The following is a 13,120-nucleotide window of genomic DNA, read 5'->3' on the forward strand; positions in this document are numbered from 1 at the left end:
TGGTCAGGCCCCTGTCTTGCTCAGGACGGTGGGCGCGTCGTCCTCTTCGTGGAACTCGAGCTGGCGGCGCCGGTTGGGGATGAGGCCCTCCGGACGGAACCGCATCAGCAGGACGAGCGCGAGTCCGAAGGCGAGCAGCTGGTAGTCGCCGAGGAACTGGAGCTTGTTGGGGATCAGGAAGAGCAGGGCGGCACCGATCAGGGGGCCGGCGATGGTGCCCATGCCGCCGAGGACGACCGCGGCCAGCAGGAAGGCCGAGTTGGGCGGTGTGGTGCCGGCGAACAGGTACTGCTCGGGCGTCACCGTGTAGGTGACGTGCGCCTGTACGGTGCCCGCGAGGCCGGCCAGGGTGGCGCCGACGGCGAAGGCGATGAGCTTGACCCGGAAGCCGTTGATGCCCATGGCGAGCGCGGCGGTCTCGTCCTCGCGGATGGCGACCCAGGCGCGGCCGATGCGGGAGTCGCCGCTGCGCCGGAAGACCAGCACCACGACCGCCGTGATGACGAGCATCAGGAAGAAGTAGTTGGCGAACCGGCCGATGGTGAAGCCGCCGATGTCGTGCTGGATGCCGAGGTCGAAGCCGAGGATCTTCAGGTCCGGGATGGACGACACGCCGTTGGAGCCGTTGGTGATGTCCGGGCCCGAGGTGCCGTCGGTGTTGTTGGCGGCGATGCGGAAGATCTCACCGAAGCCGAGGGTGACGATGGCCAGGTAGTCGCCGCGCAGCCGCAGCGTCGGGGCGCCGATCAGCACACCGAACACCAGCGAGGCGACGGCGCCGACCAGCACGGCCGCCCAGAACGGGAAGTGCACGTCGAACGGCGAGCTGGGCGAGCCGGACACCAGGGCCGCCGCGTAGGCGCCGACGCCGAGGAAGGCGACGTAGCCGAGGTCCAGCAGGCCCGCGAGGCCGACGACGATGTTCAGGCCGAGGGCGACGGTGGCGAAGATCAGGATGTAGACGCCCAGGGTGGCGTACTGGTCATCCGTCTGGGTGAAGGGGAAGCAGGCCGCCGCGATGAACGCGCCGCAGACCGTGATGTTCTGGTGCCGGGCGGTGATCTGCGAGACCCGGGAGATCAGACCGGCCTTGTTGAGCGCCGCGAAGCCGAGCCCGGCCATGATCAGGAAGCCGACGAACAGCTCGTCGTACTCGGTGCCGATGCCGTAGGTGAAGACCACCAGGGCGATCGCGAGGACCGCGACGATGATCAGGATCTCGGCGTAGGAGGGCAGCGGGCGCGCCGGGCGCGGGGTGCCGGCGGCGAAGGCCGCGCGGAGCGTGTGCCGCTTCTGCACGGCGTTGTGCTTGAACCGCTCCCAGCCGGTCTCGTCCGGGTCGAAGGGGTCCGGCTCCGGCCGTTCGAACGGCAGGGCCAGCGCGCCGAGCAGCGACACCAGGGTGGCGGCGGCCACGAGGTAGCCGCCGGGCTCCAGGTTGACGGCGCCGCCGAGTTCGGTGCTGATGGCGAGGACCGCGTACCAGGCGGTGGCGAAGGTTGCCAGGGCGGCGAGCTTGAGCGCCGCGTCGGCCCCGGCGGGCACCAGCCAGCGCAGCCCCTTGACGCCGTAGGAGGCGATGCCGAGGAGGGTGGTCAGGGCGCCGCCGATGAGCACCAGCACCTGCAGCCCGCCCGGGTAGCCGTAGACCGTGAGGTCACCGGGGAACTCGGAGGTCCAGGTCCAGGCCATGAACGTGGCGACGACGGCCAGGGCGCCGCCGCCGGTGGCGAGGGCGCGGCCGAGCAGCGGAGGGATGCCGATGAGGCCGGTGGGAGTGTCCGCGGCGGGCTCGCCGGCGGCCTTCGGAGCGGTGGTCTGTGTGGTCATCGGTGTCACGCCCTGTCCGCGACGCGTTCGCCGAGCAGGCCCTGCGGCCTGAACAGGAGCACGAGGATGAGGAGGATGAACGCCCAGACGTCGGCCCAGGACTGGCTGCCGAACTTGTCCAGGCCGGGGATGTCGGCGATGTACGCGGTGGCCAGGGTCTCCGCGACGCCGAGGACGACGCCGCCGATCATGGCGCCGTAGATGTTGCCGATGCCGCCCAGCACCGCGGCCGTGAACGCCTTCAGGCCGAGGATGAAGCCCATCTTGAAGTCGATCTGGCCGTACTTGAGGCCGTTGGCGACACCGCCGACGGCGGCGAAGACCGCGCCGAGGGCGAAGGCGACCACGATGATGCGGTCGGTGTTGATGCCCATGAGCTTGGCGGTGTCGCGGTCCTGGGCGGTGGCCTGCATGCCGCGCCCGGTGCGGGTGCGCATCACGAAGTAGGCGAGGAAGGCCATGCTCAGGGGGGCGGCGGCGAGCAGGAAGATGTCGCCGGTCTGCAGGGTGGCGCCGCCGATGCTGAAGGGGCCGCCCTCGATCTGCGGGAAGGGCAGCTTCGACTTGGCTTCGGGGTACAGCGCCCACACGGCCTGCTGGAGGGCGAGGGACAGGCCGATGGCCGTGATGAGCGGGGCCAGCCGCGGGGCACCGCGCAGGGGACGGTAGGCGAACCGTTCCGCCCCGATGGCGACCAGGACGGAGACCACCATGGCGCCCAGGAGCATCAGCGGCAGCGCGATCCACATGGAGGTGCCGTCGGGCAGGATGTACAGGTGGACCGTGAGCGCCCCGAAGGCTCCCACCATGAAGATCTCGCCGTGGGCGAAGTTGATGAGCTGGACAATGCCGTAGACCATTGTGTAGCCGATGGCGATCAGCCCGTACATGGATCCCAGTAGCAGGCCGTTGACCAGCTGCTGCGGCAGTTCGTTCACCGCATGTCCTCCGAGACTTTCGGACGTTCGACGGATGAGGCCGGATGCGAGTCCGCGCGGGGCGCCTGTGGAACAGCGCCCCGCGCGGCTCGTGGGCAGTGGTGCGGGCGGGCGGGGTCAGCCGCCGTAGGTACCGGACTTCACGGCACCCCAGGCACCGTTCTCGACGGCGTAGACGGTGAGCTGCTTGTTGGTGGCGTCACCGAACTCGTCGAAGGAGACCTTGCCGGTCACACCGTCGAACGACACGCTCTGCATGGCCTCGACGACCTTGGCGCGGGCGTCGCCCGGCAGCTTGCCGCCGTTGTCGTCGACGACCTTCTTCACGGCCTCGATGATCGACCAGGCGGAGTCGTAGGAGTAGCCGCCGTACGCCTCGAAGGCGTCCTTGTACCCCTCGGCCTTGTAGTTGGCGACGAACTCCTTGGCGGACGGGAGCTCCTCGACGGGCGCGCCGACCGAGGTCGCGAGGTCGCCGGTGCCGTTGGCGCCGGCGAGCTTGATGAAGTCGGCGCTGTAGATGCCGTCGCCGCCGACGAGCGGGATCTTCGCCCCGGCCTCCTTGATCTGCTTGCTCAGCGGACCGGCCTGCGGGTACTCGCCGCCGTAGTAGACGACGTCGGCGCCGGAGTTCTTGACCTTGGTGGCGACCGCGTTGAAGTCCTTGGTGTCCGGGTTGATGTGCTCGGTGCCGACCACCTTGCCGCCGAGCTTCTTGAACTCCTCCGTGAAGGTGCCCGCGAGACCGGCGCCGTAGGTCTTCTTGTCGTCGATGACGAAGACCTTGCGCTTCTTGGAGTCGTTGTAGACGTACTGCGCGGCGAACGGGCCCTGGACGGCGTCCGTGGTCGCGGTGCGGAAGTACGACTTGTACGGGCGGACCTGCTTGTTCTGCCAGTCCACGCCCTGGGTCAGCGACGGGTTGGTGTTGGCCGGGGAGACCTCGACCAGCTTCGCCGTGTCGAAGACCTTCTGCATGGACTCGCCGACCGAGGAGTTCAGCGGGCCGACCACGCCGAGCACGTCCTTGTTGGCGACGAGCTTGGTGGCGTTCTGCTGGCCGACCGAGGGCTGGCCCTGGTCGTCGAGCGCCTGGATCTTGAAGGTGACGCCCTCGACGAACTTCTGCTTGTTGGCCGTCTTGGCGGCGAGGTCCGCGGAGTTCTTGATGCCGAGGCCCAGCGCGGACAGGTCGCCGGTCAGGGGGGCGTCCACGCCGATGACGACGGTGGTGTTGCCACCGCCGGAACCGTCACCGGACTTGGAGCCGCCGTCGTCGTCACGCGAACCGCAGGCGGTGAGGGTGAGCGCTCCCGCCGCCAGAGCGGCGGTGATGGCGATGAGCGAACGTTGGCGCACGATCAGTCCTTTCCCTGGCACGGCCGCTGCCTTGTGGAAGGCGGCCGAGTCGAGCGCTGTGCCGAAGTGTCATTCCGACTGCGCGGTGACTGGCCGTGACTCTAGGCGGGTGCGGGGAATGTGGAGGAGGGTCTGACTGATGATGTGACTCTCTTGTTATGACACGCGGTAATGCAGAGCGGTGTCAGTGGGGAAGAAGGGCGGAATTCAGGCCGATTCGCCCTGTCCGCATCGTGAGAACCCGCAGGAACAGGGGGGCTTGTTCAGGCGTATGAGCCGTTTTGGTGATTACCGGAAAACGTTGCCAGGGGCGACTGGTGGGGCCTATGGGAAGAGGTGGGACATAGTTCCGGGGCGGCCGGAAATCATGCATGTGCATTGTGTGTGCATTACACAGCGTTACGCCTCAGAAGGGGAGTCCGGGGTTCCGTGGTGCTTTTTCATATTCCGTGATCCGCGGTGTGGTAATGATCTTGTGCAGGGAATGCGGCTTTGTCGGGAAAGGTTCCCCGGTGGTGGAGTAACCCGGCCGCGGATGGCTCCCGCGGGCGCGTGACCGGTCGTTTTCCGCCGTTCGCGGACGGGTGCGGAGGCCGTCGTCGGCGGTGCCGGAGCACCCGCCGGGCCGCTGACGCCCGCTCAGGAAAAAGGCTGATTCCCGCCCCTGACGGTGGCTAGGAAGCGGTGGGATGTGCAAGGGGGTGGGAGGGACGGCCACGGGGGCGCGTGGGGAGGCCGGGGTGTGCGGGGAGTGCGGGGACGCAGGGGGCCCGGCCGCGCCGGTTCGGGCCCGGTCACCTCGCCGGACGGCCCCGGTGACCCTGCCGAGGACGGGCGGGGGACGGGGAGGTGACGGGTGGCGTCGGCGGTGCGGCCCGTGGCGGTGCGGCGGCCCCCCGGGGCGCGGAGCCGGAAGGCGCGGTGCGGTTGCCGACGGGGCGGGAGCCCCCCGGCGCGCTCCGGTGTCGCGGGGTCGGCGTGGGGGAGATGCCCCGACCGGCGGGGACGTGCCGGGGGACAGAGGGTCCGCGTGACCCCGGACCCGGTCGTGCCGGGCTCTTGGCGCGGCCCCGGCCCCGGCGGCGTGGGGCGGCGGCAGAGGGGTCCCCGGCCGGCAGGGGGGGAACCGCCGGGGGACAGGCCGCCCATGTCGCCCCGGACCCCGGGCCGTACGGGGTCTCGGTGCGCCCCGGTGTCGCGGGGTCGGCGAGGGAGGGAAGTCTCCGACCGGCCGGGGAAGTGCCAGGGTCAGGGGGCGCAGGGGGACTGCGTGGCCCCGGACCCCGGGCTGTACGGGCCCTGGGCGCGCCCCGGCATCGTGGAGTGGCGGGACGGAGCGGCCCCGACCGGCGGGAAGCACCGGGGAACAGGCGGCTCGCGCGGCCCTGGGCCCCGGTCATGGGGGACACCCTCGGGGCGTCCGGCCGGGGCGTCCGGCGTCGGCCCGGGGGAGTGCCGACCGGCGGAGAAGCACCGGCCCGCGGGGAGGCATCGGCCTGCGGGGGAAGAACCGGCCGGCGGGGAGCGCCGATCGGGAGGGGCGGCCCGCGGGGAGCGCCGATCGTGGGGAGGGGGCCGGTGGGGGCGCCGTCAGGGGCGCCCGCCGCCGGCCTCGCTCAGGCCGTGCCGCCGCCGGGCCGCGCCGCGTCCCCGGGGCCGGCCGCCTCCCGCAGCAGACAGGTCAGCCGGGCGCTGCACACCCGCCGGCCGCTCTCGTCGCTGATCACGATCTCGTACGTCGCCGTCGAACGGCCCCGGTGCACCGGCGTGGCCACACCGGTGACCGTCCCGGACCGGACCCCGCGGTGGTGGGTGCAGTTCAGGTCGACGCCGACGGCGATCCGCGTGCTGCCGCCGTGCAGCATCGCGCCGACCGAGCCCAGCGTCTCCGCCAGCACCGCCGAGGCACCGCCGTGCAGCAGCCCGTACGGCTGGGTGTTGCCCTCCACCGGCATCGTGCCGACCACGCGGTCCGCCGACGCCTCCAGCAGCTCGACGCCCATCCGCTTGCCGAGCGCCCCGGCCGAGAACAGGGCGGGCAGGTCGATGCCCAGCGCGGCGTACTCGTCGAGGACTTCCCGGGGGAACGTGACCCGCTGCTGCTCGCCCATGGGCCGGACTCCGTTCTTCGTGATCGGTGGTGCGGCGCGGCCTGCGCGCCGCACGGCCTGAGCGAACGCTCAGCCGGTCGCCGATTGTTCCAGACGGACCACCACCGACTTGCTGGCCGGGGTGTTGCTGGTGTCCGCCGTGGCGTCCAGCGGCACCAGCACGTTCGTCTCCGGGTAGTACGCCGCCGCGCAGCCCCGGGCCGTCGGGTAGTGCACCACGCGGAAGCCCGGGGCCCGCCGCTCCACCCCGTCCGGCCACTCCCCGACCAGATCGACGTACGACCCGTCCGCGACCCCGAGCCGCCCGGCGTCCTCCGGGTTCACCAGGACGACCCGGCGCCCGTCGCGGATCCCCCGGTAGCGGTCGTCCAGGCCGTAGATCGTGGTGTTGTACTGGTCGTGCGAACGGAGCGTCTGGAGCAGCAGCCGCCCCTCGGGCAGCCTCGGGTACTCCACCGGCGCGGCGGTGAAGTTCGCCCGCCCGGTCGCCGTCGGGAAGCGGCGCTCGTCGCGCGGGGCGTGCGGCAGCGCGAAGCCGCCGGGGCGGGCCACCCGCGCGTTGAAGTCCTCGAAGCCGGGCACCACGCGCGCGATGCGGTCCCGGACGGCCCCGTAGTCCCGCTCGAACTCCTCCCACGGCACCCTGCTGCGCCCGCCGAGCACCCGGCGGGCCAGGCGGCACACGATCGCCGGCTCGGAGAGCAGATGGGGGCTCGCGGGATCCAGCCGGCCGCGCGAGGCGTGCACCATGCCCATCGAGTCCTCGACCGTCACGAACTGCTCGCCGCCCGCCTGCACGTCGCGCTCGGTGCGGCCGAGCGTCGGCAGGATGAGGGCCCGCGCGCCGGTGACCGCGTGCGAGCGGTTCAGCTTCGTCGACACGTGCACCGTCAGCCGCGCGCGCCGCATGGCCGCCTCGGTGACCTCCGTGTCCGGGGAGGCGGAGACGAAGTTGCCGCCCATGGCGAAGAACACCTTGGCGTCGCCGTCGCGCAGCGCGCGGATGGCCCGGACGACGTCGTACCCGTGCTCGCGCGGCGGGGCGAAGCCGAACTCCTTCTCCAGGGCGTCCAGGAAGGCGGGCGCGGGCCGCTCGAAGATGCCCATGGTGCGGTCGCCCTGCACGTTGGAGTGGCCGCGCACCGGGCACACCCCGGCACCGGGCCGGCCGATGTTGCCGCGCAGCAGCAGGAAGTTGACGATCTCGCGGATGGTGGGCACCGAGTGCTTGTGCTGGGTCAGCCCCATCGCCCAGCACACGATGATCCGCTCGGAGCCGAGCACCAGGCGCAGCGCCTCCTCGATGTCCGCGCGGGTGAGACCCGTCGCGGCGAGCGTCTCCTCCCAGTCGGCCTCCAGGGCGGTGCGGGCGAACTCCTCGTAGCCGTGGGTGTGTTCCCGGACGAACGCCTCGTCGACCGCGCCCGGCGTCTCCAGGACCAGCCGGTTGAGGAGCCGGAACAGCGCCTGGTCGCCGCCGAGCCGGATCTGCAGGAACAGGTCGGTCAGCGCGGTCCCCCGGGTGAGCCCCTTCGGGGTCTGCGGGTTGCGGAACCGCTCCATGCCCGCCTCGGGCAGCGGGTTGACGCTGACGATCCGCGCCCCGTTCGCCTTGGCCCGCTCCAGCGCGGAGAGCATCCGGGGGTGGTTGGTGCCCGGGTTCTGCCCGGCCACGATGATCAGGTCGGCCCGGTGGAGGTCCTCCAGCAGGACGCTGCCCTTGCCGACGCCGAGGGTCTCGGTCAGCGCCGAGCCGGACGACTCGTGGCACAGGTTCGAGCAGTCCGGCAGGTTGTTGGTGCCCAGTTCGCGGGCGAAGAGCTGGTAGAGGAAGGCCGCCTCGTTGCTGGTGCGCCCGGAGGTGTAGAAGAGGGCCTCGTCGGGGGAGGAGAGCGCGCCGATCTCCTCGGCGACGATCCCGAAGGCCCGCTCCCAGGTCACCGGCTCGTAGTGCTCGCCGCCCTCCGGGAGGTACACCGGGTGGGTGAGCCGCCCCTGCTGGCCCAGCCAGTAGCCGCTGCGGGTGGCGAGGTCGGCCACCGGGTGCGCGGCGAAGAACTCGGGGGTGACCCGGCGCAGGGTGGCCTCCTCGGCCACCGCCTTCGCCCCGTTCTCGCAGAACTCCGCCGTGTGCCGGTGCTCCGGGTCGGGCCAGGCGCACCCCGGGCAGTCGAACCCGTTCTCCTGGTTGACGCTCAGCAGGGTCAGCGCGGTGCGCCGCACGCCCATCTGCCGCTGCGCGGCGCGCAGGGTGTGGGCGACGGCGGGGATGCCCGCCGCCGCGCGCTTCGGTCCGGTGACCTTCGGCGCGTCCTGGACCGGATCACTCGCGGGCGGCTTCCTGGCCATCGCGCACTCCCCTTCGCGTCCCGTGCGGGCCGCCCGTCTCCGTCGTACGGGCCGTGCCAGCGATCCTCGCACGCCCCGCCGACATCCGGGCCCTCCGGGACCGGCGACCGGGATCCGGCGGGGTCTCGGCGGGGACACGACAGGAGCGCGGCCGGCCGGCACGGGGCGCGGCGGGGCTGCGAAGGGGCTGCGGCGGGGCCGGCCGCCGGACGCGGCGGGGATGGGGGGCGGGGAGCCGGCCGGCGCGGTCCGGCGGCGACGCAGGGCGTGGGCGGGACCGGGTGTCAGTGGTCCGTGGCAGGATCGGGGGCGTGGCAAAGACAGCATCGAAGCAGACCGACCAGACCCCCGGCGGCAGCCGCCCGCGCCTGATGCTCATGGACGGGCACTCGCTGGCGTACCGCGCGTTCTTCGCGCTGCCCGTGGAGAACTTCACCACCGCGACGGGCCAGCCGACCAACGCGATCTACGGCTTCGCGTCGATGCTGGCCAACACGCTGCGCGACGAGGCGCCCACGCACTTCGCGGTGGCCTTCGACGTCTCCCGCAGGACCTGGCGCTCCGAGGAGTTCACCGAGTACAAGGCGAACCGCTCCAAGACCCCGGACGAGTTCAAGGGCCAGGTCGAGCTGATCGGCGAGCTGCTCGACGTGATGCACGTGCCCCGGTTCGCCGTGGAGGGCTTCGAGGCGGACGACGTCATCGCCACCCTCGCCACCGAGGCCGAGGCCGAGGGCTTCGACGTGCTGATCGTCACCGGCGACCGGGACTCCTTCCAGCTGGTCAGCGAGCACACCACGGTGCTCTACCCGACCAAGGGCGTCTCCGAGCTGACCCGGTTCACCCCGGAGAAGGTCGTCGAGAAGTACGGGCTGACCCCCGCCCAGTACCCCGACTTCGCCGCCCTGCGCGGCGACCCGTCCGACAACCTGCCGGGCATCCCCGGCGTCGGCCCGAAGACCGCCACCAAGTGGATCAACGAGTTCGGCTCCTTCGCCGAACTGGTCGAGCGCGCCGACGAGATCAAGGGCAAGGCCGGGCAGAACCTCCGGGACCACCTGGAGTCCGTCAAGCTCAACCGCCGGCTCACCGAGCTGGAGCGCCGCGTCGAGCTGCCCCGGCGGGTCACCGAGCTGGAGCGCCCCGCGTACGACCGCAAGGGCGTCGCGATGATCCTGGACACCCTGGAGATCCGCAATCCCTCCCTGCGCGAGCGGCTGTTCGCCGTCGACCCGGGCTCCGAGGAGGCCGAGGTCACGCCGGTCGTGACGGACGGCGTGGAGCTGGACGGCACCGTGCTGGCCACCGGCGAGCTGGCGGGCTGGCTCGCCGGCCGCGGAGCCGGGCCGCTCGGCGTCGCCACCGTCGCCACCTGGGCGCTCGGCACCGGCTCGGTCGCCGAGGTGGCGCTGGCCGCGGCCGACGGCACCGCCGCGTGGTTCGACCCGTCCCAGCTGGACGAGGCGGACGAGACGGCGTTCGCGGGCTGGCTGGCCGACGCCTCCCGGCCCAAGGTCCTCCACAACGCCAAGGGCGCCATGCGGGTCTTCGCCGAGCACGGCTGGTCGGTCGGGGGCGTCTCCATGGACACCGCGCTCGCCGCCTACCTGGTCAAGCCGGGCCGCCGCTCCTTCGACCTGGACGCGCTCTCCCTGGAGTACCTGCACCGCGAACTGGCCCCGGCCGCCGCGGCCGACGGCCAGCTCGCCTTCGGCACCGACGAGGGCGCGGAGGCCGAGGCGCTGATGGTGCAGGCCCGCGCCGTCCTGGACCTGGGCGAGGCGTTCGGGGACCGGCTGGCCGAGGTCGGCGCCGCCGACCTGCTGCGCGACGTGGAGCTGCCGACCTCCGCCCTGCTGGCCCGCATGGAGCGGCACGGCATCGCGGCCGATCCGGAGCACCTCCGGGCCATGGAGCAGATGTTCGCGGGCGCGGTGCAGCAGGCGGTGAAGGAGGCGCACGCGGCGGCCGGCCGCGAGTTCAACCTCGGCTCGCCCAAGCAGCTCCAGGAGGTCCTCTTCGGCGAGCTGAACCTGCCCAAGACCAAGAAGACCAAGACCGGTTACACCACCGACGCCGACGCGCTCGCCTGGCTGGCCACCCAGACGGAGAACGAGCTGCCGGTGATCATGCTCCGCCACCGCGAGCAGGCCAAGCTGCGCGTCACCGTCGAGGGCCTGATCAAGACGGTCGCCGCGGACGGCCGCATCCACACCACCTTCAACCAGACGGTCGCGGCCACCGGCCGGCTCTCCTCCACCGACCCGAACCTGCAGAACATCCCGGTCCGCACCGACGAGGGCCGGGCGATCCGGCGCGGCTTCGTCGTCGGCGAGGGGTTCGAGTCCCTGATGACGGCCGACTACAGCCAGATCGAGCTGCGGGTGATGGCCCACCTCTCCGAGGACGCGGGCCTGATCGAGGCGTTCACCTCCGGCGAGGACCTGCACACCACGGCCGCCGCACAGGTGTTCTCCGTGGAGCGGTCCGCGGTCGACGCGGAGATGCGCCGCAAGATCAAGGCCATGTCGTACGGGCTGGCCTACGGGCTGTCGGCCTTCGGCCTCTCCCAGCAGCTCAACATCGAGGCGGCCGAGGCCCGCGGCCTGATGGACGCCTACTTCGAGCGGTTCGGCGGCGTACGGGACTATCTCCACCGGGTGGTGGAGGAGGCGCGGGCGACGGGCTACACGGCGACGCTGTTCGGCCGCCGCCGCTATCTGCCCGACCTCAACAGCGACAACCGCCAGCGCCGGGAGGCGGCCGAGCGGATGGCGCTCAACGCCCCGATCCAGGGCACGGCGGCCGACATCGTCAAGATCGCCATGCTCCGGGTGGACCGGGCGCTGCGCGAGGCCGGGCTCACCTCCCGGATGCTGCTCCAGGTGCACGACGAAATCGTCCTGGAGATCGCCCCCGGGGAGAGCGCCGCGGTGGAGGAGATCATCCGCCGCGAGATGTCCACGGCGGTGGAACTGCGGGTGCCGCTGGGCGTCTCGGTCGGCTCGGGCCCCGACTGGGAGTCGGCGGCCCACTGACGACGGACGCGTCCCGGCTCCGCGCCGGAGCGTCGCGCCCGGGGCCGGTTTCCGTCCCCGGCGCTTCCCGTACGGGCGGCACCGCGCGGACGGTCCCGCGCGGGCGGCACGGTCCGGTGCGGACGGCTGCGGGCGGGGAGCCCCGGCTCCGGGGCCCGGCCCGGCCGTCCGGGCGCGGGGCTCCCTACGGGGACGGGCCGGGAGGGCGCGTCACTCAGGTGGGGGCCGTGGGAAGGACGGCCGGGGAGGGGGCCGTGAGGATGGCGGGCATGGGTATACGCATGCTCCACCACCGGACGAACCCGGCTCGGGCAGGCACACAGCGACCCGCCCGGGTGCTCCTCCCACCGGCATCGGCTCCGGTCCTCGCACCCGACGCGAGCACCCTCCGCGTCCCCACCACCCTCCTGGACACCCCCCGCCGCACGGCGGCCGTTCTGCGGCGGCGGCTCGTCCGTGGCGTTCCGGCGGCCGTCGTCCCGCGTGAACCCCCTGCCCGGCGGTCCGGGAGCGGTCCGGTCCGGGGCCGTCTGGCCGCCGTCCTCGCCCTGGTACCGCGCCTGAGGCCCCAGGCCGTGTATCGAAAGTGGATCTTGAGCGGTGAATGATCGTGGTTCATGCGCGGAGAGATCCCACGGACGAACGGTGGGCGGTGCCGGAGCCGTTGTTGCCGAAGGGGGCGAAGGCGGGACGGCCACCTGTCCGGCCCCGGCGGCAGCTGATCGACGGCATACGGTTCCGGGTTCGGACGGGGGTTCCGTGGCGGGATGTGCCCGTCGAGCACGGGCCGTGGGGCCGGGTCTACGACCTGTTTCGCCCACGGCAGCGGCACGGTACCTGGTACCGAGTCCTCGCCCGGCTCCAGTGCCTGGCCGATGCGAAGGATGCGATCACGTGGGACCTGGGCGTCGAGTCCACGGTGTGCCGCGCCCATCAGCATGCAGCCGGAGCCCGGAAGCGGGGTGACCTGCAGAAAGAACCGCCGGGCGGGGTCTTCACCGAGCCCCGTGATCACGCACTGGGACGCTCGCGCGGCGGGTTCACCACCAAGCTGCGCCTGGCCGTCGAACAGGGCCAAAAGCCCATGTCGATCGTGGTGACGGCTGGGCAGCGCGGAGACTCGCCGCAACTCGAACCCGTTCCGGAGAAGGTCCGCGTGTCCCGCATCGGGTCGGGCCGACCGCGTGTCCGTCCCGATCGAGCGCGCGCTGACCAGGCGTACGCCTCCCGCGGGAACCGCGCCCGCCTGCGCCGACGCGGGATCCGCCGCACCATCCCGGACAAGGCCGACCAGGCGCGTAACCGCAGGAAGCTCGGCTCCCATGGCGGCCGACCGCCGCGTTTCGCCCCGGTCGACCACCGCGAGCGCCATGCGGTCGAGTGCGGGATCAACCCGCCTCAAGCGTCACCGGGGGTGGCCACCCGCCACGGCAAGCTCGCGGTTCGCCATGAGGCGACTGTCCTCGTAGCGGCCGTCAACGAGTGGCTGTGATTG

Annotated in this window: 7 protein-coding genes; 2 read left to right on the forward strand and 5 right to left on the reverse strand. The window is 72.3% G+C overall.

Annotated elements, in window-relative coordinates; all coding sequences use genetic code 11:
- Nucleotides 1-3: 3 nt before the first annotated feature.
- From ACZ7LB_RS02340 to ACZ7LB_RS02360, 5 genes are all read right to left on the reverse strand, one after another.
- The gene (locus tag ACZ7LB_RS02340; protein WP_471464959.1) at nt 4-1,830 is read right to left on the reverse strand and encodes a branched-chain amino acid ABC transporter permease; all 1,827 of its coding nucleotides are present in this window, start codon (nt 1,828-1,830) and stop codon (nt 4-6) included.
- Between the two features lie 5 nt (nt 1,831-1,835).
- Nucleotides 1,836-2,768, reverse strand: a complete 933-nt coding sequence (locus tag ACZ7LB_RS02345; RefSeq protein ID WP_471464960.1) for a branched-chain amino acid ABC transporter permease — start codon at nt 2,766-2,768, stop codon at nt 1,836-1,838.
- A 117-nt stretch (nt 2,769-2,885) separates the two neighbouring features.
- A complete protein-coding gene (locus tag ACZ7LB_RS02350; protein ID WP_471464961.1) occupies nt 2,886-4,127 on the reverse strand; it encodes a branched-chain amino acid ABC transporter substrate-binding protein in 1,242 nt (413 codons plus the stop codon).
- Between the two features lie 1,616 nt (nt 4,128-5,743).
- Nucleotides 5,744-6,238 (reverse strand): PaaI family thioesterase, encoded by a 495-nt coding sequence (locus ACZ7LB_RS02355; RefSeq protein ID WP_471464962.1) that lies wholly within the window; start codon nt 6,236-6,238, stop codon nt 5,744-5,746.
- A 69-nt stretch (nt 6,239-6,307) separates the two neighbouring features.
- Complete coding sequence (locus ACZ7LB_RS02360) at nt 6,308-8,587, reverse strand: FdhF/YdeP family oxidoreductase (RefSeq protein WP_471464963.1); 2,280 nt, start codon at nt 8,585-8,587, stop codon at nt 6,308-6,310.
- A 311-nt stretch (nt 8,588-8,898) separates the two neighbouring features.
- Here ACZ7LB_RS02360 and polA point away from each other — a divergent pair, with 311 nt between their 5' ends.
- Together polA and ACZ7LB_RS02370 are read left to right on the forward strand one after the other, a co-directional pair.
- Nucleotides 8,899-11,625: a DNA polymerase I gene (gene polA, locus ACZ7LB_RS02365; RefSeq protein WP_471464964.1), complete on the forward strand. Its 2,727-nt coding sequence runs from the start codon at nt 8,899-8,901 to the stop codon at nt 11,623-11,625.
- 604 nt (nt 11,626-12,229) lie between these two features.
- The gene (locus ACZ7LB_RS02370; RefSeq protein WP_471464965.1) at nt 12,230-13,117 is read left to right on the forward strand and encodes an IS5 family transposase; all 888 of its coding nucleotides are present in this window, start codon (nt 12,230-12,232) and stop codon (nt 13,115-13,117) included.
- Nucleotides 13,118-13,120: the final 3 nt, after the last annotated feature.

It is taken from the genome of Streptomyces sp. NPDC107521, assembly GCF_055598485.1.

Excerpts from the sequence above, each read along its gene's own strand:
- ACZ7LB_RS02370 (WP_471464965.1), top strand. The coding sequence starts at position 12,230 with ATGATCGTGGTTCATGCGCGGAGAGATCCCACGGACGAACGGTGGGCG.
- ACZ7LB_RS02360 (WP_471464963.1), bottom strand. The coding sequence starts at position 8,587 with ATGGCCAGGAAGCCGCCCGCGAGTGATCCGGTCCAGGACGCGCCGAAG.
- ACZ7LB_RS02340 (WP_471464959.1), bottom strand. The coding sequence starts at position 1,830 with ATGACCACACAGACCACCGCTCCGAAGGCCGCCGGCGAGCCCGCCGCG.
- ACZ7LB_RS02355 (WP_471464962.1), bottom strand. The coding sequence starts at position 6,238 with ATGGGCGAGCAGCAGCGGGTCACGTTCCCCCGGGAAGTCCTCGACGAG.